Source organism: Micromonospora sp. LOL_021 (assembly GCF_048060215.1).
Taxonomy (GTDB): Bacteria; Actinomycetota; Actinomycetes; order Mycobacteriales; family Micromonosporaceae; genus Micromonospora_E.
Genome location: NZ_JBHMIN010000017.1, coordinates 67,746 through 92,379 on the forward strand (window position 1 = coordinate 67,746; position 24,634 = coordinate 92,379).

Annotated in this window: 17 protein-coding genes and 1 pseudogene; 12 read left to right on the top strand and 6 right to left on the bottom strand. The window is 68.5% G+C overall.

Going from position 1 to position 24,634, the window contains the following annotated elements; translation table 11 throughout:
* The first annotated feature begins 278 nt into the window (after window positions 1-278).
* Both ACFHWT_RS13865 and ACFHWT_RS13870 read left to right on the top strand, forming a co-directional pair.
* Window positions 279-1,226, top strand: coding sequence for a helix-turn-helix domain-containing protein (locus ACFHWT_RS13865; protein ID WP_416595013.1), 948 nt, complete (start codon window positions 279-281; stop codon window positions 1,224-1,226).
* The gene (locus tag ACFHWT_RS13870) at window positions 1,189-1,377 is read left to right on the top strand and encodes a DUF397 domain-containing protein (RefSeq protein ID WP_416595014.1); all 189 of its coding nucleotides are present in this window, start codon (window positions 1,189-1,191) and stop codon (window positions 1,375-1,377) included. Before ACFHWT_RS13865 ends, ACFHWT_RS13870 begins: the two co-directional genes overlap by 38 nt.
* A 354-nt stretch (window positions 1,378-1,731) precedes the next feature.
* Here ACFHWT_RS13870 and ACFHWT_RS13875 read toward each other — a convergent pair whose 3' ends face one another.
* A complete protein-coding gene (locus tag ACFHWT_RS13875) occupies window positions 1,732-2,103 on the bottom strand; it encodes an ArsR/SmtB family transcription factor (RefSeq protein ID WP_416595015.1) in 372 nt (123 codons plus the stop codon).
* Window positions 2,104-2,154: 51 nt separating this feature from the next.
* On the opposite strand from ACFHWT_RS13875, the gene ACFHWT_RS13880 reads away from it, so the two are divergent.
* The 5 genes from ACFHWT_RS13880 to ACFHWT_RS13900 all read left to right on the top strand — a co-directional run bounded on the left by ACFHWT_RS13880 (window position 2,155) and on the right by ACFHWT_RS13900 (window position 7,693).
* The gene (locus ACFHWT_RS13880; protein WP_416595050.1) at window positions 2,155-2,922 is read left to right on the top strand and encodes an SDR family NAD(P)-dependent oxidoreductase; all 768 of its coding nucleotides are present in this window, start codon (window positions 2,155-2,157) and stop codon (window positions 2,920-2,922) included.
* Window positions 2,923-3,273: 351 nt separating this feature from the next.
* Window positions 3,274-3,867 (top strand): PadR family transcriptional regulator, encoded by a 594-nt coding sequence (locus tag ACFHWT_RS13885; RefSeq protein WP_416595016.1) that lies wholly within the window; start codon window positions 3,274-3,276, stop codon window positions 3,865-3,867.
* Window positions 3,864-4,586 (top strand): ABC transporter ATP-binding protein, encoded by a 723-nt coding sequence (locus ACFHWT_RS13890; RefSeq protein ID WP_416595017.1) that lies wholly within the window; start codon window positions 3,864-3,866, stop codon window positions 4,584-4,586. Before ACFHWT_RS13885 ends, ACFHWT_RS13890 begins: the two co-directional genes overlap by 4 nt.
* Window positions 4,583-7,045: an FtsX-like permease family protein gene (locus tag ACFHWT_RS13895; protein WP_416595018.1), complete on the top strand. Its 2,463-nt coding sequence runs from the start codon at window positions 4,583-4,585 to the stop codon at window positions 7,043-7,045. The genes ACFHWT_RS13890 and ACFHWT_RS13895 overlap by 4 nt, the downstream gene beginning before the upstream one ends.
* A gap of 315 nt (window positions 7,046-7,360) precedes the next feature.
* Entirely contained in the window at window positions 7,361-7,693 is a 333-nt protein-coding gene (locus ACFHWT_RS13900; RefSeq protein WP_416595019.1) for a hypothetical protein, read from the top strand.
* A gap of 771 nt (window positions 7,694-8,464) precedes the next feature.
* On the opposite strand, the pseudogene ACFHWT_RS13905 reads toward ACFHWT_RS13900, so the two are convergent.
* The 3 genes and pseudogenes from ACFHWT_RS13905 to ACFHWT_RS13915 form a co-directional block, all read right to left on the bottom strand.
* Window positions 8,465-9,185: pseudogene (locus ACFHWT_RS13905) on the bottom strand (YybH family protein).
* A 102-nt stretch (window positions 9,186-9,287) separates the two neighbouring features.
* On the bottom strand, window positions 9,288-10,325 hold the full coding sequence (locus tag ACFHWT_RS13910; protein WP_416595020.1) for a sigma-70 family RNA polymerase sigma factor: 1,038 nt from the start codon (window positions 10,323-10,325) through the stop codon (window positions 9,288-9,290).
* A 122-nt stretch (window positions 10,326-10,447) separates the two neighbouring features.
* A complete protein-coding gene (locus ACFHWT_RS13915; protein ID WP_416595021.1) occupies window positions 10,448-11,671 on the bottom strand; it encodes an effector-associated domain 2-containing protein in 1,224 nt (407 codons plus the stop codon).
* A gap of 106 nt (window positions 11,672-11,777) precedes the next feature.
* On the opposite strand from ACFHWT_RS13915, the gene ACFHWT_RS13920 reads away from it, so the two are divergent.
* The 3 genes from ACFHWT_RS13920 to fxsT (ACFHWT_RS13930) are packed head-to-tail and all read left to right on the top strand — an operon-like array spanning window position 11,778 to window position 18,551.
* Entirely contained in the window at window positions 11,778-13,244 is a 1,467-nt protein-coding gene (locus ACFHWT_RS13920) for an effector-associated domain 2-containing protein (protein WP_416595022.1), read from the top strand.
* On the top strand, window positions 13,237-14,289 hold the full coding sequence (locus tag ACFHWT_RS13925) for an AAA family ATPase (RefSeq protein WP_416595023.1): 1,053 nt from the start codon (window positions 13,237-13,239) through the stop codon (window positions 14,287-14,289). Before ACFHWT_RS13920 ends, ACFHWT_RS13925 begins: the two co-directional genes overlap by 8 nt.
* Window positions 14,289-18,551, top strand: a complete 4,263-nt coding sequence (gene fxsT, locus ACFHWT_RS13930; RefSeq protein ID WP_416595024.1) for an FxSxx-COOH system tetratricopeptide repeat protein — start codon at window positions 14,289-14,291, stop codon at window positions 18,549-18,551. The genes ACFHWT_RS13925 and fxsT (ACFHWT_RS13930) overlap by 1 nt, the downstream gene beginning before the upstream one ends.
* 8 nt (window positions 18,552-18,559) lie before the next feature.
* On the opposite strand, the gene ACFHWT_RS13935 is transcribed toward fxsT (ACFHWT_RS13930), so the two are convergent.
* Entirely contained in the window at window positions 18,560-20,287 is a 1,728-nt protein-coding gene (locus ACFHWT_RS13935; protein WP_416595025.1) for an HEXXH motif domain-containing protein, read from the bottom strand.
* Window positions 20,288-20,969: 682 nt separating this feature from the next.
* Between ACFHWT_RS13935 and ACFHWT_RS13940 the strand changes: the two genes are divergently transcribed.
* Together ACFHWT_RS13940 and fxsT (ACFHWT_RS13945) are read left to right on the top strand one after the other, a co-directional pair.
* Window positions 20,970-21,191 carry a hypothetical protein gene (locus ACFHWT_RS13940; protein WP_416595026.1) on the top strand — a complete coding sequence of 74 codons (222 nt, stop codon included), beginning with the start codon at window positions 20,970-20,972 and terminating at the stop codon, window positions 21,189-21,191.
* Window positions 21,192-21,312: 121 nt separating this feature from the next.
* A complete protein-coding gene (gene fxsT / locus ACFHWT_RS13945; RefSeq protein WP_416595027.1) occupies window positions 21,313-23,955 on the top strand; it encodes an FxSxx-COOH system tetratricopeptide repeat protein in 2,643 nt (880 codons plus the stop codon).
* A 260-nt stretch (window positions 23,956-24,215) separates the two neighbouring features.
* Here fxsT (ACFHWT_RS13945) and ACFHWT_RS13950 read toward each other — a convergent pair whose 3' ends face one another.
* Window positions 24,216-24,476 carry an aKG-HExxH-type peptide beta-hydroxylase gene (locus ACFHWT_RS13950; protein ID WP_416595028.1) on the bottom strand — a complete coding sequence of 87 codons (261 nt, stop codon included), beginning with the start codon at window positions 24,474-24,476 and terminating at the stop codon, window positions 24,216-24,218.
* Between the last annotated feature and the right edge of the window lie 158 nt (window positions 24,477-24,634).

Sequence of the window (24,634 nt, forward strand, 5' to 3'; positions counted from 1 at the left end):
CGAGCGAAGATCAATTAATCGTGCTGGCAGGAGCGCATGCGCCGGGCCCGCCGCAGCCGGTCACGGGGGGTTCTCCGACTGCGGCGGGTGACTATGGACAGCACCGGCATCAGTTATCTAAGTTGGACCGCATGCATAAGACAAGGCGCGATGCGCACTCATCGTCGTGGGCAACCTCTGGTCGAGGTCAATCATTTCAGTGCCGAGCGCCTTCACGATTATGAAGGCGCTCGTCAGTTGATTGTCCGCCACGTTGGTGACTACACTCACCACAGAGGATGAAGGGGGCGAGCGATTTGTCCGGCTCCATCGGCACAACCCTGCTCCGCCGACACATCGGCCGCTGGCTCACCGTCTTGCGGGAGTCCGCCGGCATCAGCCAGGACGCCGCAGCTCGGGCACTGCAACGCGGCTCCTCCACCATCTGGCGCATCGAGGCCGGCGACGAGCGGATCCGCTTCCGCGACGTCGACGTCGACGCCATGTGCACCCTCTACCGGGTCTCCCCGGAGACCCGCCACCGCCTGCTCACCATGACCAGGGAGACCCGCGACGCCCCGAGGCGTGCCTGGTGGCACGACTACACCGAATCGGCCCTACCTGCCTGGTTCGGCCTCTACGTCTCCCTCGAAGACAGCGCCGCCACGATCCGGCACTTCGTTTCCGAGTCGGTTCCAGGGCTCTTGCAGACCCGTGAGTACGCCGAAGCGGTAACGCGTCTACCGGTCGGCCTGCTCACCGATGAAGAGGTCGAACGACGAGTCAAGATCAGGCTCGAACGGCAAGCGTTGTTGAACTCGCCTCGACCACCTCATCTGCGTACGATCATCAACCAGGCGGTTCTCGATCGTCTGGTTGGCGGTCCGGAAGTCATGGTGGCTCAGCTTGAACACATTCTTGACGCCATGAAACGGCACAGCGTCTCTGTGCGGGTCCTGCCCTACTCGGCTGGGGAGCACGCGGGAATGACCTCGACGTTCACCCTGCTCAGCTTCCCGAACGCCCCGCTTGCTACCGAGCCAGTCGAACCACCGTTGGCCTACGTGGACACGTTGACCGGGGCGCTCTACCTGAACAAGGCCGAGGAGATTCGAGCCTACGATCTGGTCTGGAGCGACCTCGAAAGCCGCGCCCTCGACGAAGCCTCGTCCAGGGAAATGATAGAGAGAGCATTGGAGGCACTGACCAGTGGTCGACCTGACCCGCGCGACTTGGCGCAAGAGTAGCCGTAGCGGCAACGCCGGAGCCTGCGTTGAAGTGGCGACGAACCTGCCCGACGTCATCGCCGTACGGGACAGCAAGGACACGACCGGCCCGGTCCTGACCTTCGCCCCCGCCCAGTGGGCCACCTTCACCACCCACCTGCCCACCCGATAGGTCACCGGCTGGCGGATGCAGGCAGGTACCCTGCCTGCATCCGCCCCGCAACACTTCGTTGGACCTGGAGTAGCTCCGAATGAAAGTGAACGAAAACCGGCCGGTAACCTCGTAAACGCCCAGGTCAGAAACTGCTCCCCGCCTACGCGGGGATGATCCCCTCAACCGGGACGACACCGGCTCACCGAAAACCTGCTCCCCGCGCATGCGGGGATGGTCCCCCTCAACCGCTACCGGCTCCGGTTCCGGTTGACTGCTCCCCGCGCCGCCGGCATCGCCGGACCCGCGCAGCAGGCCCATCGATTTAGATGTGCGCTTGGGACTCTCCACCAGGCCTAGGACGTGTTCAGCCGTCTACCTGCGCGGTTGCCTGACTCGGCTGCCGTCGGTCGCTAGACCTACCTGGCTGCCCACGTCCTCACTGTCCGCAGCGGCCAGGACGGCGTCCAGGAGGCCGGGGAAGCGGGTGTGCAGGTCCTCGCTGCGCAGGACGACGTAGCAGCGGGTGCCTTCCTGTCGGGTACGGGTAAGCCCCGCGTCCCGCAGCACCCGTAGGTGGTGGCTCAACGTCGACTTGGAGACTGGGACTCGCAGCGCTCCCCAGCCGCGTTCCTGGCCGTCGGACAGCAACCGAACCACCCCAACCCGGATCGGGTCGCTCAGTGCCGCCATCACCTCAGTGAGAACCATCTCCCCGGGATCCGGGTGCCGTGCCTCCTTCACCATCACATGATAGCTTGTTCGATGTTCTACGAACATCGAACGAAAGGCGTAGTGATGACGGTACCCAGTGACAGCGTGTGGTTCACCGACCGTGTGGCGATCGTCACCGGAGCGGGGTCGGGAATTGGCCGTGCGACCGCGATCGCATTTGCTGAGGCCGGCGCACACGTACTCGGGGTCGGGCGCCGTCAAGACGCGCTGAACATCACCGCGCAGCAACACCCACGCATCGCCGTGCTCGCCGCCGATATCCGCGCCACACATGCACCCCAGGCGATCATCGACGCCGCCGTTGACCGATGGGACCGGGTCGACGTGCTGGTCAACAACGCCGGTGCCACGACGATCATGCCGCTGGCCGATGCAACTGCACAGGGCATCGCCAACCTATTTGATCTTCACGTCACCGCGCCCAGCCTGCTCGCTCGCGCGGCCCTGCCCCACCTGCAGCAGACCCACGGATCGATCATCAACCTTTCCAGCACCTACGGGCACCGCCCGGCATCCGGCGTCGCCCACTACGCTGCCTCCAAAGCCGCCCTGGAGCAACTCACCCGATGCTGGGCACTGGAACTGGCAACCACGGGAATCCGAGTCAACGCTCTGGCTCCCGGCCCCACCGAAAGCGAGGCCCTGACCGCCGCCGGCCTCCCCGAACCGATGCTCAACGAGATCAAGCGAGACGAGGCCGGACGGATCCCGCTCGGTCGGCGCGGAGAGCCTGACGAGGTCGCCACGTGGGTCCTCCGGCTGGCTGATCCCGCCGCCGCCTGGCTGACCGGACAGATCCTTACCATCGACGGAGGTCTCGAACTCACCTGACATCACCCGGACCAGAGTTGGCGAGGCACGCAAGTGCTCGTCGAACACGGTGCTCAAGGCGGGCACTGCGCCGGACCGGGTCCGGCGAGGATCGCGACTTCCAGCTTGCCGCGTACGCGGGATGGCTCTTGCGGGTTAGCGTTTGCGCCGCTTGACGGCCACGAGTAGGGCGGCGACAACAGCAGCGGTGCCGCCGGCACACAGTAGACCGGTGAGCAGCAGGACGGCCAGATGCCAGGGCTTCAGCGCGTGCATGACACGTCACCGTACCGGGTGGAGACACGAGGCGTGTACCGCCGCATCGAGGGGGAGTGCTTACTGGGTAACTACTTACTTGGTAGGGTGTCCGGTATGCAGCGAACTGCGGTGCGGTGGGGGCTACTGGCTCTCTTCGCCGACGGCCCCAAGTACGGCTACCAGCTCAGGACCGAGTTCGACGCCCGCACCGGCGGCAGCTGGGCGGTGAACGTCGGACAGATCTACACCACACTGGACCGTCTCGCCCGGGACGGCGACGTCGCTCCGGTCGGGATCAACGAGGACGGCCGGGAGATGTTCGCGATCACCGAGCAGGGTCGGCGAGCTCTGGAGAGCTGGTACGTCACTCCGATCACCGAAACCGACCGTCCACGCAGTGAACTGGCCATCAAGCTGGCGATGGCGGCGGTCGACCCGCATGTCGACATCGCACTCGTGGTGCAGAAGCAGCGAACCGAATCAATGCGGCAGATGCGTGACTACACCGATCTGCGTCGGCGCGCCGACGCGGAGGACGATCTCACCTGGACGCTGTTGCTGGACCACCTGATCTTCGGCCTGGAGAGCGAGATCCGGTGGCTCGACCATGCCGAGGCGACGACGCTGCGCCGTCGGCACGACCGGCCACCGCCCGATCCGAGCCGGATCGCGACCGAGCAGCCGATGCCCGAGCAGGCGCGGCGATGAGCGGCCCGGTGCTGCGGCTCACCGACGTGGAGCGGGTGTACCAGGCTGGCGAGGTGTCCGTACGGGCGTTGGCGGGTGTCAGCCTGTCGGTCAGGCCGGGTGAGCTGGTCGCGGTGATGGGGCCGTCCGGGTCCGGCAAGTCGACGCTTCTCGCCGTCGCGGGTGGTCTCGACACGCCCACCGCCGGCTCGGTCGAGGTCGAAGGGGTGCAGCTCGGCGGTCTCGACCCGACAGCGGTCGCGCACCTGCGGCGGGATCGGATCGGCTACGTGTTCCAGGACTACAACCTGGTGACCGACCTGACGGCGGCTGAGAACGTCGCCCTGCCGCTGGAGCTGGCCGGTGCCGGTGTGCGGTCGGCGCGGTCGGCGGCGGTCGCCGCGCTGGACGAGGTCGGCCTGGCCGCCGAAGCCGACCGTTTCCCTGATCAGCTTTCCGGCGGGCAGCAGCAGCGGGTGGCGATCGCCCGGGCGTTGGTCGGCGGGCGGCGGCTGGTGCTGGCGGACGAGCCGACCGGCGCCCTGGACTCGCAGACCAGCATCGCCGTACTGAAGGTACTGCGGGCGCGGATCGACGCCGGTGCGGCGGGCGTGCTGGTCACCCACGAGGCGAGGTACGCCGGTTGGGCGGACCGGACCATCTTCGTCCGCGACGGGCGTCTCGTCGACGCGACGCCGGAACGCGACGATCCTCGGCGGCTGCTGGGTGAGTCGTCATGATCGGGGCCAATCTGGTCGGCCCGTCGCGGGTGGCGCTGCGCCTCGCCCGTCGTTCGGCGCTGCGGCACCGGGGGCGCAGCGTACTCGTGCTGCTGATGCTGTTCATCCCCGCGTACGCCGGCACGATCCTGACCGCGAGCTGGAGCAACCTTGGCGGCACGTCGGCGCAGGAGATCACCTTTACGCTGGGCGGTGCGGATCTGATCGTCGGGTCGGGTGACCTCGCGGCGGTCGAAGCCACCCTGCCGCCCGGCAGCGACACCACCGGGTTGATCCAGGCCAGTACGGTGCTGCGGACCCCGGCCGGGCTGCGGGCACAGGAGTACGAAGCGACGGATCCGGCGCATCCGGCCAACGACGGCCGGTACGTGGTGCGGTCCGGGCGGGCACCGGACGGCTCCGCCGAGGTGGCTGTGACCCGGCGGCTGGCGGCGGATCTAGGGCTGCGGCTGGGTAGCTCGGTCACCGCTGGGATGCCGCAGCGGGAGCTCACCGTCGTCGGCGTCGTCGACTGGAGCCGGTCGCTGCGTACGTCGGGGCTGCTCGTCCCGCACGGGTTTCCGCTCTCGTCGGCGCCCGGAAAGCTGATGGTGCGGCTGCCCGACGGCGACGAATGGATGCCGCCACGAATGGACGCCGGGTCCGGCAACCTCTCGGTGCTGTCCAGGGAGCAGATGGCCCCGACCGCCGGGGAACGCCGGCTCGAGGCTGCGGCGGCGTTGCTCGTGGTGACGTTCGCGGGCGCGCAGGTCGTGCTGCTCGTCGGGGCGGCGTTCCTGGTCGGGGCGGCGCGTCAGCGTCGGGAGCTGGCTCTGGTCTCCGCCGCTGGTGCGACGCCCCGGCAGGTCACCTGGATCGTCGTCGCTGGCGGGCTGCTGCTCGGTGTCGTGGCCGCGTTCGCAGCGGTGCTCCTGGGGCTGGCGACGTTCGCCGCTGCTGCCCCGCTGATCGAACAGGTCGCCAACCATCCGCTGATCGACGTGTCGCTTCCGGCCGGTCGGCTGCTGGGCGTCGTCGGCGTCACGCTGTGCATCGCGATGCTGGCCACGCTGCTGCCGGCCCGCGCCGTCCGGCAAGGCTCGGTCCGTGGCGCCCTCGGCGGCCAGCGGGACACGTCGAAGGTCGATGGCCTCGGCGCGGTGGCTGGGCTGGCGCTCCTTGTCGTGGGGATTGTGGCGTTGCTGGTCTCCGGCAACCCACAAGGGCGGCCGCAGGTGCTTGCCGCTGGCGGCGTCGCGCTGTTGCTCGGCGTGGTCGCCGGCACGCCGACGCTGGTGCGGATGAGCGGCCGAGTCGCTGGTCTGCTTCCCATGCCGTCACGGCTGGCGTTGCGCCATGCTGCCCGGCATCGGCTCCGTACGGCTGCGGCCGTTGCCGCGGTGACCGCCGCGGTCGCCGGCAGCGTCGCACTTGCCCTGGCGGGCGCGGCTCGCGGCGAGGTGACCCCGAGCCGACTCGACGCCCGTCCCGGCCAGGTGCTGGTTTCGGTGGACGCGGCGGAGAAGCTGGGGCCGGACGGTCTGCGACGGGTCGCCGGTGCCCTGCCGAGCCGTGCCACGGTCACGGTGATCACCGCTACGGACCTGCAGGCCAACGTTGCCCACCATGATCTGCCGGCCGGCCCGACCGCGACGGTGTCCGTCGCCGCCGAGCAGCGGGACGTGGCCGTCGGCGGGGCGGAGGTCGTCCAGTTGGTGACCGGCCGGCCCGCCACCCGGCCCGAGCGGGAGGCGCTCGACCGAGGTGACGCGGTCGCGTTCAACGACACACTGGTGACGCCCGATGACCGTGTCGCGCTGTCGTCGGACGGCCAAGGGCTCACGCTGTTGCCAGCCGTCGTTGCCAGCCGGTCGGAGTACTACGCGAGGCTTCCCGGCCTGGTGATCGCGCCGGAGACCGCGCAGCGGATCGGCCTGGACACCAGGGTCCGGCTCGTTGTGGTGGACACGACGCGGATGCCGGATGAGCAGGAGCTGGCTGCGGCGAACTCGATCCTGCTCGCGGCGCAGCTCACCGCCGCCGAACCGCCGGCGTCGCCGGTCACCGTCGACGCCGTGCCGGCGGACGACCAGTCGTCGCGTGAGGTGGGCGTGATGTTCTACCTCTTGGCGACGGTGAGTGTCCTGGTCACCGTCGTGGCTAGCACCGTGGCGGTCGGACTGGCGTCGGTGGAGCTGCGGCCGGACCTGGCGACCATGGCTGCGATCGGCGCGGCTCCCCGCGTCCGCCGACGCATCACGACAGCTCAAGCGTGGCTTATCGTCGGGGTCGGCACCGCGCTCGGCCTGCTTTCCGGGATCGGTCCGGCGGCGGCTTACGTCAGTTTCAGCACCGAGCTTCATTGGCACGTACCGTGGCTGGCGCTGTCGGCCATCGTGCTCGGGCCGCCTCTGCTTGCCGTGATCATGGCAGGTCGCCTCGTCCTCGGCGAGCAGACTCTTGTCCGGCGTCTGAACTGAATATAGCCAGAATCCTGACCGAGTTGAGTGCAAAGGTTATCAAACTTGCTAAAATTAATCAATGTGAATTTGATAATACTTGCTCAGGGTAAACTTGATCTAGTCAAAGTTGATAAGCTCTGGTTGTCGGCTGATTGGTATCCCGCGATAGTGGCTTGAGTCTTATGTTTTCACGATGGCGCGTAATCGATTCTGCGTACCTCGGGTTGCTGTGGCTAGATCCTGATCAAATATCTGCACAGAGAGGAATCAACCGTGGCAGGTAGGCGAATCTTCAGGTTGGCTGCCGTTTTGGCGCTCTCGGGGTCGCTAACAATGGGCGCTGCAAGCCCGGCGATGGCTGCCGAGATGGCTCCGATCGGTTCCATTGGGGTCTTTGGCGGTTGTGGGGCGGTATTCAACAACGTGACTGTCGATGGTGGGGCCGCCTCATGGAACATCAGCTGCACCTTTGGAACAGACGCCCGGATCGAAGGCTTCGTCGAAGATACGGATGCGGATGGCAAGTGTGCTCGAATAAAGGCATTCGCGGATAACGGCCAATCTCGTGTGCCGCTCGCTAGCGCCTGCCCGAAGGGAACTCGAACGAACTTCGACTGGACAACCGACGGTGCCGAAAATATCGATGCATACCTATATACATCGTGAAGCTTGGCTAAGAATTCAAAGGCCGCTGTCGCTGTAGTTTGACTCGGAGTGGCGGTCGCACTGCGTGCTTGACATGTTGGGACGGCAGCAGGTGCTATTGGGCTTTAGGTTCGGAAGTGCGGGCTGCTCCGGCGGTGCGCGGACCTCAGTCGGCGTTGGGCAAGATCCATGCGGACTCGTGCCGGGTGCCGCCGGGCTCCCCGAGATCAGTGGTGGGGTCGGCCTTGTGGTCCAGGCTCTGATAGCAGTGGTTGCGGCGATATACCGGTTCGCTGGGGACGGGCTGGTCGTTGCGATCTGAGTGCGGGATGCAATGACCAGCCGCTTGACTGCGTATCATGCGACCGTCGACTGATCCCCCGATGCATGGGGATGGTCCCTGTCGGACTGTCGTCTGATTTGCGCGGGAAATTCTGCCTCTTGCGCGCCTGCGGATGATTCGCATGGTCATCCAAGGCGGAGTCCTTCGGTCGACACGGGGTTGTACCGTGCCGGCGATGGATGCCTCCAGGACAACGGCCTTGCTATACGATAGTGCATGAGGTGGACTTTTACCAGGTCCTCAAGTTCATGTCCGGAAGTGGTATGACGTGCATGATTCCGCGCGACGACGCCCGCTGTCGATCAGTCGCCGTCCTGGTCGGCGCCTTCGAGCCCGGCAAGATATACCGGATCCGCGCCGAGTTCAGGCTCGGTGATGGTTGTCTACGGCGTCGAATACCACGCCTTCGTCTGGGTGTCTCAGTAGCTGCAGGGCTGGTTGGTGAGTCGTCACACGCGGTGCAGGTCGGTGCGGGCGGCGCCGGTCGACGGGTCGTAAAGGTACGTAAGGTGCTGGTGGATTATCCGCCACGCGCCATCGCGGCGTTGGAAGACGCGGGTCCCGGCCAGGCAGACCTCGCGTACGGCGTCGATGCCGACGGACCGCAGAGGTTGCTCGTGTTCGTTAGGAGACGACGTCATCGGCGAATGGGGCGGTCAGCCGGTCGAGGTCTTTCCCCGTGGTGGCGTCGAATCAGTCGTGGTGCAGCTGGCGTAGGTCCTGTTCGGCTTGGGCCGCGCCCTGATCCGGGGCCGGGTCCTGCGGGGTGGGGTCGGCCAGTGGGAAGGAATGGTGCTCGTGGGCGACGATCCACCGGCCGTTCTGCCTGCGCAGGCCGAGGGTCAGTCGCAGCCGGACGTCCGGCTGCTCGGCGAGGCTCGCCTCGGTGCCGCAGCGCAGCAGCGCGTATGCGAAAGCGACGTCGTCGCCTGCGGTGACCTCCAGCGATTCGATCTCGAACACCCCACCTCCGCCGGCCAGCCACTGGAAGAACGGCGGCCAGCTCTCCCGGTAGGCGTCAATGCCGCGTACCCCCTGCTGCGGTGGTGGGACGTCGAACATCACGATGTCGTCGGCGTGGTCGGCCAGGACGGCCGCCAGGTCGCGGCGCTGGACCGCCGCCGTCCAGCGTCCGATCAGCGTACGGATCTGTTCTTCGGTGGTGGCCATGGTCGGTGGTGTCCTTCCGGTTGGTGTGTCCGTCGGGACTACCACCCCGGCCGGGCCGCAAACTCATCGCGCAGCGCCACACCGGTCCGATCGGCTGGCCAGTCAGCGGGTCAGCTGGGCCGGCAGGCTGAAGGTCGGGAAGTCGGCGTCGAGGAACGAGACCACCTCGGCGACCTGCTGTCCGCGTAGCGTGAGCACGTCCAGGCCGGCGGGGACGTACGCGTCCCGGTCGCCGTTCCACAGGTACGTGCCGAAGGCGAGTTGCCCGTTGGCGCGGGTCGGCAGGAACCGCCAGCGGTGCCGCAGCACCACGTCGACCAGGAAGGGGCGGATCGCGTCGCGTCCGTCGTACCAGGTGGTCATCGGCGGCATCGAGTAGCGCGCGTCCTCGGTCAGCATCGCCACGATGGTGTCGACGTCGTTCGCCTGCCACGCGGCCGCGTACCGTCGGGCGAGCTCGCGCTGTGCGGCGTCGCCGAGCGCGGCCAGGGTCCGCTGCTGGCTGGGGGTCGGATGCAGCTCGGCGACGGCTCTGCGGGCGCGTTGCAGGGCGCTGTTGACGGCGGGGACGGTCGTGTTCAGCAGGTCGGCGACGTCGCTGGCGGGGTAGGCGAGTACGTCGCGGAGCAGCAGGACCGCGTGCTGCGTGGCCGACAGGTGTTGCAGGGCCGCGACGAACGCCAGCTCGACGCTTTCCTGGGCGATGATCTGCGCTTCCGGGCTGCGCGACGCCGTCGGTCCGGCCGGCTGGTCCGGGTACGGACCCAGCCACACCGTCTCGACCAGGGGTGCCCCCTGCGGGCTCAGGTCGGTGGGGAGTTCCCGCCGGCCGCGACGCTCGATAATGGTCAGAGCCCGGTTAGTGGCGATCTTGTACAGCCAGGGCCGGATCGACCCGTCCCGGTCCTCGAACCGGTCCAGGCTGCGCCACGCCCGGTCGAAGGTGTCCTGTACCGCGTCGTCGGCGTCGTGCACCGAGCCGAGCATCCGGTAGCAGTAGGCGTGCAGTTCGTCGCGGAGCGGGCCGACCAGGTGGCCGAAGGCGGTGCCGTCGCCCGCGCGTGCCGCGGTCAACAGCTGTGGTACAGGCGTCCCACTTGTCTGATCCGGGATGCTCACCCGGTGTCCTGCCTCGCTCATCTGCGAAACGGTACGCGTCTGCCGTAGCGATCTGCCGCTGTCGCCCCATCAACCGGTCAGTTCGGCGGTGGCGGCGTTCGGCCGGTCTTCTCCGGTAGATCGGCGAGGGGCGAGGTCGGCGATCAGCTGGCAGCGGTGAGTCGGTGCGCGGCGGCGGCGAAGTCGTCGGCGCGGGTGGTGTCGCTGCTGAAGAAGCGGACCGCTTCCACCAGTTCTGACAAGCCGCCGGAGTAACGGCTGCATGTCCGAAGCGCGCTGATGGCCTCCAGCCGGGCGTTGGCCTGCCGATTGATCGACGCGTAGATGCTGCGGCGCAGCGTAGACAATATTTCCTCGCGTGTGTCCATGCGGACGAACTCGTCGATCATCACCAGGGCGTCGGCAGCGGTGCCCAGCAGCCGCAGGTCGACCCGGGCCGAGCGGGTGGGCGTGGCTGGCGCCGGGCCGGACTGCAGCAGCTGTCCCTCGTCGCCGTGCCGACTGCGGTACCACAGGTAGGTAGGTGTCTGTCCGTGGACGCCGCTGTCGCGCAACCGGGTGAAGTGCTCCCGGAGCCGGGCGGTGAGCGCGTCGATGTCGGGCGGCCACGGCCCCGTGTCGGCGGCTTCGAGTTCGCGCAGGACCTCGGCGCTGAACAGGCCGGTGCGCGCGACCGTCAGGTTCAACGCTGGCTGTCCCAGGCTGGCTGCGAACAGCGCGTCCTGGTCGCGGGCCTGTTCCGGAGTGCCGAGCGGGAACGTCTCGGTCCCGGCTACCCAGCGTGGTCTGGCTGCGATGCCGTGAGTTTGGCAGGCGTCAACGATCCAGATCTGCCGATCGAACGCCGGGATGTAGCTGCTCGCCGCCATGGCCATCGCCGATTCGAGGTCGAGGGTTGCCGGGTCGGCGTGGGTGGAGTCAGCGTAGTAGAGGCGCCGCCGCCGTAGTTCGTCGACGGCGCCGTGGCCGCCCCAGACCACCCACAGCAGATCGCCGTCCCATTCCGGCAGGTCGCGGGTGAGTAGGCGGTGGACGTCGGCTTTTCCGGCGCTACGGACGTCGACGCCGGCGCTTCGGAGTTCGTCGGCCTCCGGAGGGCACGGCGTGACGGCGAGATGCAGCCTGGTGGCGGGCACGCCGCTCTTGAGGAACCACTGGGTGAACCGGATCGCGTCGTCGACGGGTCCGGTCAGCCGTGCCTCGGTCCCGATTTCGTACTCGTCGATCCCGACGACGATGGCGTGTGTACGAGAAGGACCGGCCATGAACGACACCATCGCATGGAGCCAGACGGTTTGCCTATCGGCCGGGCGTGTCAGCTGTATGCGAGTGGCCTTCGATGCTTGCGTTGCGGGTACGCCGATCAATTAGCATGCCATCAGTGGACCAAGCCGGTAGCCGGCTACAACGCTTTGGACGGTGCTCAGCCGCATGCCGGAGACGCCTGCTTTCGATCATGGTTCGAAGACGGCCATGCATGACCGGTGGCGCCTCCGCGGACGGCTCGTTGCTCTCCTCGAGGAGTCGCCCACCATCCGCAGTACCGCAGGACGTCAGCTCTTTCTGCAGGAACTCGACACCGTACTGGGCGGTCCGCCGCCCAGGCGCGAGCACGAGGTGCTTCATCTGCAGTTGGTCGAGCTGGTGAAGTCGTGCGCTGAGCAGCCGGGAGCCCTCCGGTCACTGGCCGAGTGTCTGGAGTCGCTGGAGCCGAACACCCGGCGGGTCGCCGAGGTGTACCGGCTGGTGGACGAGTGGCATGTGACCGAGGTCTTCGATGGACACGAGGTCTGGTGGCTGCGGGAGGAGTTGCACCGTCTGCGCGGGCGTGAGGTCCTGCGCCATCTGCTCGTGGCGGCCAGATCACCGGAGGCACCACCGTACTGCGCATCAGCGTGGCACGTCCTCGCCCATCTGTCCGGGCTCAACGCCGTCGACGGCATGCCGCCCTGGCTGCGGTTCCTCGACGCTGTGGCACCGTTGCTGCCGCCCGAGGCGGAGTCGCGACTGCAGGCGCTGGCCGCAGCGCTGGCCGACAACTGGGGCATGGGAGCGCAGTTGACGGCCCTGCGGACGCGCCGATCCGAGCCGTCACCGGGTCCCAGCATGGCCTACCTGGTGATTCAGTTCGAGAAGTACGGCGGAGACGACGACTCGTACATCGTCTCCTACTGGCGGCAATGGGCGTCGCCGGTCTGGCAGCCGATCCGGGGTGAGGACCAGCGGGTCGAGCGGGACGGTCTGGAGGCTGCGGTCGACCGCATCGTCCTCCGGACAGAGAGCGACTGGGCGGACAAGGACGGCCCGGTGACGATCGAGTTCGTCCTGCCCTGGGAGTTGCTCAACACGCCGGTGGACGCTTGGCGTAAGGAGCTCTCGTCGCCGTCGCCGACGCCACTGGCGATGGACTACCCCGTGGTGATCCGGAGTCTCGACCGTCTCTACGCCCGGCAGTGGCACCGCCTGTGGCGATCCCGCTGGCGACAGCTTACCGACGGCTCCGGGCACCCACACCCGGTCTACTACGCCGAGCCCGATCAGAACGACATTCGGCTCGAGGCGATCCTGAAGGACGAGGCCGGCATCGTGGCGATGGTCCTCAACCAGCCGCCGACACCGAGGAGCCCTGGCGAGAGCCAGGCGCTCGCCGGGCTCCGCGCCGGTCTGCCGATTCTCATCTGGCACCGGAGTCAGGTGGTGGACTCGAGCCTCCGGTCGCTGGTGGCGGCGCTGTTGGGCGTAGGGACGTCCACGGAGTCCGAGCTGGCGCAGTTGCCGGTGCGGATGGCCCAGCTGAGGCGTCGGGCGTGGACCGAGGACACCGCGCATCGGGAGCAGCACGTCGGGCACGGACTCTCCATCTTGTGGGACGATCCGGATCGGCAGCCCGGACGTATCTGGCCACCAGACAGCGCACCGAAAGAGGCTCGTAATGACTGACCAGGACCAGCAGGATCCGCCTCCGGCTGCGGGGTGGTGGCTGTATGACGGATCGGGACACCCCCGCCTTGGAGCAGACGAGGGTACCTGGCCTGATCCGCCGCAGTGGCGCGCCTTCAACGGTGGTCCCGACCTACCGGACCCACCGGACGACCCGGAAGAGACCGCACGCCGGCTGGGCAGCCCTGGTGTGGCCCGCCCCGACCGCGACCAGTTGGACGTGATCAACACGGCGCTGCGGCTCTACCGACCGCTCCTGGTCACCGGGCGTCCTGGTGTCGGCAAGTCGAGCCTGGCCTATCAGCTCGCCCGGGATCTCCGGTTGGGTCGGGTGCTGCACTGGCCGATCACGTCCCGGTCCAATCTGCAGTCCGGTCTGTACGACTACGACGCGATCGGCCGGGCGCAGGCCGCCGCCGAGCGGCCCGCCGGCGAGCAGCCGCCGGATGGCCCCGAATCGGTTCTCGGCGACTTCATCCATCTCGGCCCGCTCGGCACCGCGTTGCTGCCGTACCGGCGTCCCCGCGTCCTGCTCATCGACGAGCTCGACAAGAGCGACATCGATCTGCCGAACGACCTGCTGAACGTCTTCGAGGACGGCATGTTCTCGATTCCCGAGTTGATCCGGGTCAGGAACCGGACGCCGGCGGCTGAGGTGCACACGGCCGACCCCGGCCACCGCGCCGTTATCCGGGAGGGGATGGTCCACTGCCATGCGTTCCCTGTCGTGGTGATCACCTCGAACGGCGAGCGGGACTTCCCGCCCCCGTTCCTGCGCCGCTGCATCCGGCTCGATCTGCCGGATCCGGATGAGAAGCGGCTTGCTGACCTGGTCTCGGCGCACTTTCCGAGAACTGATGAGAACGCGCGGCAGCTGATCACGGCTTTCATCGAGCGGCGCGGCGAACAAGGCACGCTCGCGGCGGACCAACTCCTCAACGCCGTCTTCCTGGCGGCGTCCGGGGCACGCCCGGCCGGCAACGAGGCGGAGTGGGCCCGGCTGCTCGACACGGTGTGGCGCAACCTGTACGCGACGGGTGTGTAATGGAACCTTCGCAGTGGCCGCGCCCGACTTCACTGCATTGGTCAGACATCGCCGATGCGCTGTGGCTGGCCAGCCGTGACGGGTTCGAGGCGGCCACGCGGGCACTGGTTGCGGTGCCGGACGAGGCGGAGCAGGCAGCTGCCGCAGGAGGCGGTGTCTCCGATCCGGAGGCATCGCCCGGCGGGCCCGACCCGGCAGACCCGGAGCCGTCGGTGCCGGACCCCGGCGTCGGTGCCGGCATCGACGCCGGATTCGCTGAGGCGGCACGGCCCGAGCCTTCGGCGCGTACCCGGCAGCAACTGGCCGTCCCAGTCACGCAGGGGCGGGCCGACTTCTTCGCGAGCCTGCGCCAGGACGTGCCGTCCAGCACGGACATGGTCATCGACGAGGAGGCGACAGCGGAACGTGGCGTGATCGACCGCCGCTGGCTGCCGGTGATGCGTCCCGCAGTCGAGCGCCGGTGGAGTGTCGTGCTGTTGGTGGACACCGGGCCGTCGATGTGGATCTGGTCCGGCTATGTCGCCACGATCTCCGCGTTGCTCGAACGGCAGGGTGTGTTCCGGGACATCCGGGTACGGACCATGGCGTCCGACGGGCGTGACGGGATCGGGATCGGCTCTGTCTCCGGCCGGGCGACGATGGCCCCAGCCAACATCGTCGACCCCACCGGTCGTACCGTCGTGTTGATCCTGACCGACGGATACTCGGAGATCTGGTGGACCGGCGCAGCGCAATCGGCCGTCGCACTCTGGTCGTCGCGCATGGTGGTCGCGCTGCTGAACCCGCTACCGCAGCAGCGGTGGTCGCAGACCGCGCTCGACCCGCGGCGGACCTGGCTGCGCACGACCAAGATGGCCACGACCGCGCAGGTGCCGTGGAGCAGATCCGCGATCGATGCCGCGGACCCGGACGCGGCCCGGCTGGCCGACCCGGTCGCGGTGCCGGTGCTGGAGATCGACGGCCGGTGGGTTCGCCGCTGGGCGAACCTGGTCGCGGGGACCGGGCCTGGTGTGGTGGCGATGCCGGCGATTCTCGTCTCGGCCAGCCACCCGCGGATGACCGCAGCACAGGACGACGACGTGGGCCAGCACTCCGCGGAGTATGCGGTAGCCCGGTTCCGGGCGATGGCCTCGCCCACTGCGGTCCGGCTCGCGATCGCGCTTGCCGCCGCGCCGCTCAACGTCCGTACCATGCTCGCCGTTGCGCGGAGGTTGCCACGGGCCGGCCCGGCAGAGCTGGCGGAGGTGCTCACCAGTGGGCTCATCCGCGCTGTCGTGCCGGACGAGGAGGTCACCGATCCGGCCAGGGTGACCTTCGACTTCACCCGTGGGGTCCGGCAGCGGCTGCTGGAGTACGGGCACCGCGACCGGACGATCGACGTTGTCAGGATCGTCGAGGCGGAACTCCGCGACGAGGTGGAAGCCGTCCAGGGCCTGAGTCGCCGGATCGCCGCGCCGGCCACCGCCGAACCGCCTGGCCCAACCGAGGGTAACCGTCCGTTTCTGCGGGTCGAGCTGGCCATCAACGAGGCGTTGAGCGGACCCCATCTGGTCGCGGCCGCCCGGCTGCGGAATCTTCTCGCTGATCGCCCGGCGGTCTCCGGGCCACGCCCTACGCTGGTAACCATGGCGCCGGTGGATCGGTCCGACGTTCCCGCCTCCCGCCTCGACGAGCTGCTCGGGCCCGACCAGCACCGCGCCGGCGACACCGATCTCGGCCGTGGCGTGGAGTCGTCCGCCGAGCGGGAGAGCCGCCGTGTCGCCACCATCAGCAACATTCCCCCGCGGAACGCGAATTTCACCGGCCGAGCCGAGCTGCTCGCCATCCTTCATTCGCGGCTGGGTTCGGGGACGACCGCAGTGCTGCCGGAGGCGATCCACGGTTTCGGCGGGGTGGGGAAGTCCCAACTGGCGAACGAGTATGTGCATCGCTACCAGAACGACTACGACATCGTTTGGTGGATTCCCGCCGAGCGGCCTGCACAGATCCGCAGCGCACTCGTCGAACTGGCGCAACGCCTCAACCTGCCGGTCGCGCCGCTTGCGGGTTCGGCGGTCCCGGCCGTCATCGACGCGCTTGCCCGGGGTGATCCGTCGCCGTCCTGGCTGCTGGTATTCGACAACGCCGTGCATCCCGACGATGTCCAACCGTTCTTCCCGACGGGGGAGTTCGGAAAGATCATGGTGACGTCACGGAACCCGAAGTGGAGCGAGGTGGCCAACCCTATCCCGGTCGACGTGTTCAGCCGTGCGGAGAGTATCCAACTGTTGCGGCGGCGACGTGGGCGCGCGTTGTCCGAAAGCGATGCTGACCGGCTGGCCGAGGCGTTGGGCGACCTTCCGCTGGCCGTCGAGCTGGCTGCGGCCTGGGTTGCCGAGACCGGCATGACGACCGATGAGTACCTGCGGCGCCTGGACGCTGGACGGCCGGCTCTGACCACGGCGGCCACCGATGGCACGGCGGTCTCCTCGCCGCTGGACTATCCGGAGGCGGTCGCCGCTGCGTGGAGCATGTCGCTGATCGCGCTCCGGGAACGGGAGCCTGCAGCGTTGCGCCTGCTACAGGTGTGCGCCTTCTTCGCGCCCGAGCCGATCAGCCGTATCCTGCTGTCCAACGCGCGAGGCCTGGGCATCCATTCGGACCTCGATCCGGTGCTGCGCAACGCGACCCGGTTCAACCAGGCGGTGAGGACCATCGGCCGCTACTCGCTGGCGAGAGTGGACTACCGCACCAACTCGCTGCACATGCACCGCCTGGTGCAGCGGGTGCTGGTAGCCCAGATGGATCCAGACGAGCGTGATGAGCTGCGTCACAGCGCGCATCTGCTGCTCGCCGCCAATGACCCAAATCTTCCCGACGAGACTGACCACTGGCCACGGTACGCGGAGCTGTACCCGCACGTGCTGGCGTCGCATGCGTCGCAGTGTCGGAACGGATACGTCCGTGACCTGGTGCTCAACGAGGCGAAGTACCTGTCCCGCTGGGGTGACTTCCGAGGTGCCCGGGACCTGGCCAGACAGGCGTACGACGTGCTGGTCCGCGTCGAGGGTTCGTCGCATCTCGACACGCTCCGAATGGCAAACTGGTTGGGCTACATGCATTTCACCGTCGGTGACTACCGTGCGGCGGCCGAGCTGAACGCCGACACCTTGCAGCTCTACCGGCAGGCGCTGGGTGACGACCGTGAGGAGACCCTGGACGCCATCGGCTCGGTCGCCGCGGATCTGCGGGTGGCCGGTGACTTCTCTGGCGCACTCGACCGATCGCTGACGGTCTATGAGCGGTCCCGCGCCAGTTTTGGCGAGGGCGAGCCGTTCACCCTCCGGGCCGCGCACAATCTCGCCGTCAGCCTTCGGCTGTCCGGGCTGTTCAGCCGGGCGCTTCAGCTGGACGAGCGGACCTATCCCCAGCTTGTTCAAGTGCTTGGTGCGGACCATCTGGAGACTCTGAACACCCGGGGCGGCATCAATCTGGACCGGCGTGAGCTCGGCGATCACGTGGCGGCCCGTACCGACCAGGAGAGCCTGGTCACCCTGGTTCGTAGCCTGCTGCCGGACGAACGCCATGCGCTGCTGCTCAGCCAGACGCAGCAGCTGGCGGTCACCCGCCGGAAGGCCGGTGACCTGGCGAACGCGCTGACGATGTCAGAAGGGGTGCTGCTGCGTTACCAGGAGCGGTACGGCGAGGGCTATCCGGACACCACGCTGGCGAGACTGACCGTGTCGATAGATCAGCGGGTGCTGGGCAACCTCACGGCCGCCCGTGAGGCGGGCGAACTCGCGGCCGAGCAACTGCGCCAGCTGTACGGCCCGGACCATCCGCACACGGCCAGCGCCGACGTCAACCTGGCGATTACGATGCGCCTGCAAGGGGAAAGCGAGACCGTACGGCAGCTGGACGAGCGGTCGATCGCCCGGCTGACCGACCGGCTGGGCCCGAACCACCAGAACGTTCTGCACGCCCGCATCAATCTCGCGAGCGACTACCAGGCCGTCGGTGAGGTGGCCCAAGCGCGCGACTTGGGCGCGATCGTCCTGCGGCAATGCCGGGACCTGCTCGGCGTCAACCATCCCACGACCCTGGCCTGTGCGGTGAATCTTGCCTGGGACCTACAGCGGACCGGACGTGCCGAGGACGGTGAGCGGCTGCTGGCGGACACACTCGTCCGATTCCGGGCGGTCCTCGGTGCGAGGCATCCCGCGACGGTCAGCGCGGCCGACGGGGTCCGCGCCAACTGTGACATCGACCCGTTACCGCTGTAGTCGGCCGTTCAGACGATCTGCCAGACCGCAGGCACCGGCATGTCCAGCGACTCCGCTGGTAGCCCGGCGCCGAGCCACGCGGCCAGCCGCACCGGATCGGGTGAGGGTTCAAGTAGGGACGCCACCGCTAGGACGAGTTCCGGTCTGCTCAGGAGGGCGCGGGCGGCCGCGTCGCCGGTCTGCTCCGACCGGGCCAGCCCGAGACCGACCCAGGCATGGACGCTCGCGGGGTCCGCCGCGATGATTTCCGCGTACGCCGCCTGCGCGGCCCACCGATCGCCGGAGATCAGCAGGGCGTCGGCCGGCCGGGCACCGGACACGGTGGCGGTTAACAGATCGGGATTGTCCCGCATTCGCCGCATTGCGGCCGGGTCGGTGAGCTGATGCCGGATCAGCACCGCGCGGGTGTCGAACAGCCCGACCTCGGGACTGGTCGACGGGGTCACCCGGCAGTTGCCTGCCGGGACGACGGCCGGCCTGCCTCGCCGCCACGCATCCGCCAGCGCCTCTGCGGATGCCGGATCCACGACCAGGTGGTGGCCCCGCCACATCGCGCGGTGGTCGATCGCGGCCATCCGGGCAAGGCGTTCCACTGGCCCGGGCACGGGCTTGTCGAGGCACGCTTGCACGGGTCCGTGCAGGAGTTCGAGGAACTGCCGCCCGCGCAGGGTGAGCCTGCCGCTGGCGATGAGGGTCTGCAATGAGCCGGAGGTCTGCCCACGCCACAGGCTCAGTTCGAACCCGGCGAGATCCGCGTGTTCGGGTGACTGGTGCCGGCTCCAGAACTCGGTTATCCCGGCGAAGGCGTACACACCCTGCAGAAGACCGCTCAAGGGCCGGGGGTCGTCACGCCACGGCGCGTAGTACCGCCGATCCGCATCTTCGTCATGGAATGTGAGCAGATGGAGAAGAGCGCCCAGCTTCTGATGCTGTGTCTCGTGGACGAGGGTAACCGCCAGGTCGACGGCGTCATCGAGACCGGACAGCAGAACGTTGCCGAAGGCCTCGCCGCCGGAGGCGGACAGGTAGCGGAACCGTTCGCGGGACTGCACCGGGGTGAGTGCCCGTAGGGTGGCGGCGATCGCCGGGGCGCGTTCCGGTTGTTCGCGGACGAGGATGGACCAGGCCTCGGCCAGTAACCGTTGCCACTGGGTGACCTCGGTGGGCGATAGTGAACGGGGCGCGGCCGGGCCGCGGAGGTCCCGGTAGCGGTCCCGGTCCATCAGTTCCACGGACAGGGCGAGTCCGTCCGCCGTAGCGGTCACGATGATCGGCGGCCGCCAGGCACCGGTGCCCGGCCCCACCGGGCTCCCATCGGCGGCGAGGACCTCGAACACTCCGTTCACGCAGCTGATATGAGCCGTAGACCAGGGCCCGGCATCCGGCACGGCTGCCGAGCCGATCGTGGGTAGCACTACCATTCCGTCACGCGCCGGGACCGTCAGCTCGAACGTCAGACCGGCACGGATCGCGGCGGAGGCTGCCAGCGTGTGCAGATACCCGGCCTCGGCCCACAGCGGAGGTGTTCCGCTGCCCTGGTCCCAGCCGTTGAGGCGGCGCAGCAGGTGGGCGGCCCAGATGCCGACCTGGGGCTGGGCTAGGACGTCCTCGGCAACACCAGGATCGGCCCGGTCGGCTGCCACCACCAGTTGCCAGGCTTCACTGGCCGGGACCAGATTGCCGGATTTATCGCCAGCACTGGCCAGCCCGTTGAGCAGGAGAGACAGCACGACCATGCGCCAGCTGCGCTCGGTGGACCGCAACTGCTGAATGGCTTTCTCATCGCCGAGGCCGGCGGAGAGGGCTCGGTAGCCGTCTACGCTCAGGCGGTGTCGAGGCCGTGTGGCGGCCAAGCCGATCGTCATGACCCGTGTGCTGTGGTTGGCGCTGAGTTGTCCGGTTCGGCGAACTTGCCGCTGTAACCGCTGATGCTGCCGCCGGAAGCTCGTAAACGACGTGAGACCCAGGCTTCGGCTTCCGTCAGCTGGGTTCGGTGCAGTTCCGCGAGAGCGACCAGGGACAGGTCGACCAACTCGCACTCGACCGAGGGCTCAACCTCTCGCGAGGGTTCAGTCATCTGGGGCAGTCCTTCCACCCACCGCTTGGCGACGGCTAATCATGCCTTACCGCCTGACGCCGACGGGCCATCGGGCAAGAGGTTCCATGCTGCACCGCTGGAGGGATCGTACCGGCGGTCCTGCACTCCGACCGCCTAGCCGCGCGTAATCGCCACTTGTGGGAGCCTGGACAGAAGCGCTGCGGCGCGGCGCGAGCGCAACCGCGAACCTGCGCATCAAGATCGTCGCCGAACGGTAGTCGCCGCGAGGAAGCCGAGCGGTACGCAGACCTTGCCAGTCCGTTCGCTGAAGCCGCTTCGTCGGGCGGGGAGGTACGAGGTCGCCGCTCTGGGCGGGGCCGGTGCGTGGTGAGCACCGCTACGTGCGCTGCGGCGATCTGGAGGCTGCGGTCGACCGCATTGTCGGGGTGCAGTACACCGTGGAGAATGAGTTCGGCCGGGACACCGAGGCGGTACGCAACCTGACCGGTCGGGTCGCATCCCCCCGCCCGGCCACCTGGCCCGGGGGACCCCGGCGTCCGAGCCGCATCTGCGGGTCGAGCTGGCGATGCACCTGGCGTTGAGCGGCCCGAACCTGGTCGCAGCCGAGCGACTCGGTCGGCGTTGCGATCGCTGGGGGGGCACCCGCAATCGCGCTATCCGCCGACAAGTCCGGAAGAGAGACATACAGGAATGGAGCCGCCGATGTCTGACCTAACGGCGTCGCCGGGAGCGCCCTTCCCGTCCGGTGCCCGACAGCCGACGCCCCACCCCGGATCCGACCCTGCGGGCAGTGCGGTGCCTCCAACCGGCAGTGCCGTCCCGCCGACCACCGCTGTCCTGCACGCCCAGCGACGCGGCCAGCAGCCGGGCATCGTCGGTAACCTGCCGCAGCGCAATGCCAACTTCACCGGGCGGCGGGCGCTGCTCGACACGCTGCACCAGCGGCTGCGCGCCGGCACCACCGCGGTGCTGCCCGAGGCGGTGCACGGTGCCGGCGGCGTCGGCAAGTCCCATCTGGTCATCGAGTACGTCTACCAGCACCAGCAGGACTTCGACCTCATCTGGTGGATTCCCGCCGAGCGGCCGGCGCAGATCCAGTCCGCGCTAGCTGAGCTCGCCAACCGGCTCGACCTGCAGGTGTCGGCGACGGCGAACACCGCCGTGCCGGCGGTGCTCGACGCGTTGCGCATCGGTCGTCCGTACGCCAACTGGCTGCTGGTGTTCGACAACGCCGAGGATCCCGACGACGTTGAGCGGTTCTTCCCCCGGGGTGGGCCCGGCAGCATCGTGGTCACCTCGCGCGACCCCCGGTGGGGTGAGATCGCCAGCAGCCTGCCGGTCGACGTGTTCGACCGGCAGGAGAGCCTCGAGCTGCTCCGCCGGCGCGACCCGGACCTGCCGGTCAGCGCCGCCGAGCGGCTCGCCGCCGCGCTGGGCGACCTGCCGCTGGCCATCGAGCAGGCGGCGGCTTGGCGCGCGGAGACGACGATGACCGCTGACGAGTACCTGCAGCTGCTGCACGACAGCCAACCCGACGTCGACGACGTGACGGAGGTGGAGCAGGATTATCCGCCGTTGGTCGCCGCCGCCTGGCACATCTCCCTCAACGGGTTGCGGGAGCGGGACCCGTCGGCGCTGCGGCTGCTGCAGGTCTGCGCGTTCTTCGCGTCCGAGCCGATCGGTCGGTCGCTGCTGTCCAAGCCCCGGTTGCAGATCCACCCTGACCTGGATCCGCTGGTGCGCAGCCCGATCCGGCTCAAGCAGGCGATCCGGACCATCGGCCGGTTGTCGTTGGCCCGCATCGACCACCGGACCAACTCGTTGCAGATGCACCGGCTGGTCCAGCGGGTGCTGATCCACCAGATGAGTGAGCAGGATCGCGAGGACCTGCGGCACAGCGCCCATCTGCTGCTCGCCGGCAACGACCCCGACGAGCCGGACGACGCGGACCACTGGCCCCGCTACGCAGAGCTGTATCCGCACATCGTCGCGTCCGGCGCGGAGACCTGCCGTAACGAGCTGGTCCGGGACATGGTGCTCAACGAGGCGAAGTACCTGTGGCGTTGGGGCGATCACATCGGTGCCCGTGACCTCGCCCAGCGGGCGTACCGATCGTGGATCGACCGGGGTGACGAGACCGATCCGGACAGTCTGCGGATGGCGACCTGGCTCGGGTTCATGTACTTCGTCGTCGGCGACTACGCCGCCGCCGCGGAACTCAACGCCCGGACGTTGCAGCTGTACCGGCAGACGGTCGGCGACACCGAGGAGGAGACGCTCGACGCGCTCGGCGCGGTCGCCGCTGACCATCGCGTCGCCGGTGACTTCGACGGGGCGTTGGAACGCTCGATCACCGTCTACGAGCAGTCCAAGCGCAACTTCGGTGACGAGGAGCCGTTCACGCTGCGGGCCGTGCACAACCTTGCGGTCAGCATGCGGCTGTCCGGGCTGTTCGGCCGGGCGCTGCAGCTCGACGAGCAGACCTACGAGCAGTTGGTGCACATCTACGGCACCGACCACCCGGACAGCCTGAACACCCTCGGCGGCATCAATCTCGACCGGCGCGAGCTGGGTGACTACGTGACGGCGCACGCCAGCCAGGAGAACCTGATCGCAGACGCCCGTCGGGTGCTGAAGTACGACGACCATCCGGACCTGGTCCGGCAGAGCCACCAGCTGGCCTGTTTCCGGCGTAAGGCCGGCCAGCATCACGAGGCGCTGGACCTGTCCACCGACGCACTGCGGCGGTTCCGTACCCGCTACGGAGACGACCACCCGGACACGGTGCTGGCCAACCTGACCCTCTCGATCGACCTGCGGGTCACCGGTGACCTGCGGGCCGCCCGGCAGGCCGGTGAGGCGGCTGTGCAAGGTCTGCGGGCGCTCTACGGCGACGACCACCCGCACACCGCCGGGGCGCAGGTCGACCTGGCGGTGACGCTGCGCCTGCTCCGCGAGCACGAGCAGGCCCGGGAGTTGGCCGAGGACGGTCTGCGCAGACTGACGCGGCGTCTCGGGAAAGGACATCCCGTGGTGCTCGCCGCCCGCATCAACGTGGCCAGCGCACTGTACGAGCTTGGAGAGCAAGAAGCGGCGCGAGCGCTCGACGCCGCGACGTTCACCAACTGTGCCGATCAGCTCGGCGTCAGCCATCCGACCACGCTGGCCTGTGCGGTCAACCTTGCGATGGATTTACGCGGGCTGGGTCGGGAGCCGGCGGCGAGCCTGCTGTTCGACGACGCCGTTGAGCGGTACCGGTCGACGTTCGGCGAGCTGCATCCGGCGACGGCGGCAGCAGCGGCCGAGGTGCGGGCCAACTGCGACATCGATCCGCTGCCGCTGTGATTTGCCCGGCCGGGTCCGGGTTCAGCGGTGGGTCGGGTCCAGGACCAGCCAGCCGGCTGGATTCGTCGGCTGGCTGGCGTCCAGGGAGCAGTCCGGCACCGGCCCAGGCCGCCAGTTCGACCGGATTGGGTACGTCGACCGGGGCACCGTCATCGGGTTATCTACCGCAGGTAGCCGGCGCGGGCCTGGTCGGCGTCGCCGCCGGCCAGCGCGACGTCGGCGGTGGTCGCGCCGGTGACCAGGTCGGTCACGGCATCTGGCTACCTCTGCAGTAGCCCGCCGACCGGTCTCGGATTGTCACGGCCACGGACCGTAGAACCGCCGGTTGGAACCGGCGTGAGTAGGTGTCTCAGCGCGCCGAGTCTATGGTGCTGCGACTCGTGCACCAATGTCGCCGCCAGCTGGATGGCGTCGTCCGGCTCGGAGAGCAGCGCGCTGCCGAACGCCTCCGCGCCCGAGGCCGACAACGGGCGGAATCGCTGCCCGGTGGGCAACGGAGCGATGGTAAGCAGGATCGCCACGATCGACCGGGCGCGTGCCGGCTGTTCCCGTACCAACAGCTCCCAGGCACGCCTTGTTGGTGAACAGGTCCACGTTGCCGGCGGGTACGCCGTGGGCGACGAAGAACCGCGCGATCCGGACGGCGTCGTCGACCGGCCCGGTCAGGGTCCAGCCGTCG

Coding starts and splice junctions, on each gene's coding strand:
- ACFHWT_RS13910 (WP_416595020.1), bottom strand. CDS start 10,325: ATGAGCGAGGCAGGACACCGGGTGAGCATCCCGGATCAGACAAGTGGG.
- ACFHWT_RS13935 (WP_416595025.1), bottom strand. CDS start 20,287: ATGGTCGTGCTGTCTCTCCTGCTCAACGGGCTGGCCAGTGCTGGCGAT.
- ACFHWT_RS13875 (WP_416595015.1), bottom strand. CDS start 2,103: ATGGTGAAGGAGGCACGGCACCCGGATCCCGGGGAGATGGTTCTCACT.
- ACFHWT_RS13900 (WP_416595019.1), top strand. CDS start 7,361: ATGGGCGCTGCAAGCCCGGCGATGGCTGCCGAGATGGCTCCGATCGGT.
- ACFHWT_RS13925 (WP_416595023.1), top strand. CDS start 13,237: ATGACTGACCAGGACCAGCAGGATCCGCCTCCGGCTGCGGGGTGGTGG.
- fxsT (WP_416595027.1), top strand. CDS start 21,313: ATGTCTGACCTAACGGCGTCGCCGGGAGCGCCCTTCCCGTCCGGTGCC.
- ACFHWT_RS13890 (WP_416595017.1), top strand. CDS start 3,864: ATGAGCGGCCCGGTGCTGCGGCTCACCGACGTGGAGCGGGTGTACCAG.
- ACFHWT_RS13865 (WP_416595013.1), top strand. CDS start 279: ATGAAGGGGGCGAGCGATTTGTCCGGCTCCATCGGCACAACCCTGCTC.
- ACFHWT_RS13895 (WP_416595018.1), top strand. CDS start 4,583: ATGATCGGGGCCAATCTGGTCGGCCCGTCGCGGGTGGCGCTGCGCCTC.
- ACFHWT_RS13885 (WP_416595016.1), top strand. CDS start 3,274: ATGCAGCGAACTGCGGTGCGGTGGGGGCTACTGGCTCTCTTCGCCGAC.
- fxsT (WP_416595024.1), top strand. CDS start 14,289: ATGGAACCTTCGCAGTGGCCGCGCCCGACTTCACTGCATTGGTCAGAC.
- ACFHWT_RS13920 (WP_416595022.1), top strand. CDS start 11,778: ATGCATGACCGGTGGCGCCTCCGCGGACGGCTCGTTGCTCTCCTCGAG.
- ACFHWT_RS13880 (WP_416595050.1), top strand. CDS start 2,155: ATGACGGTACCCAGTGACAGCGTGTGGTTCACCGACCGTGTGGCGATC.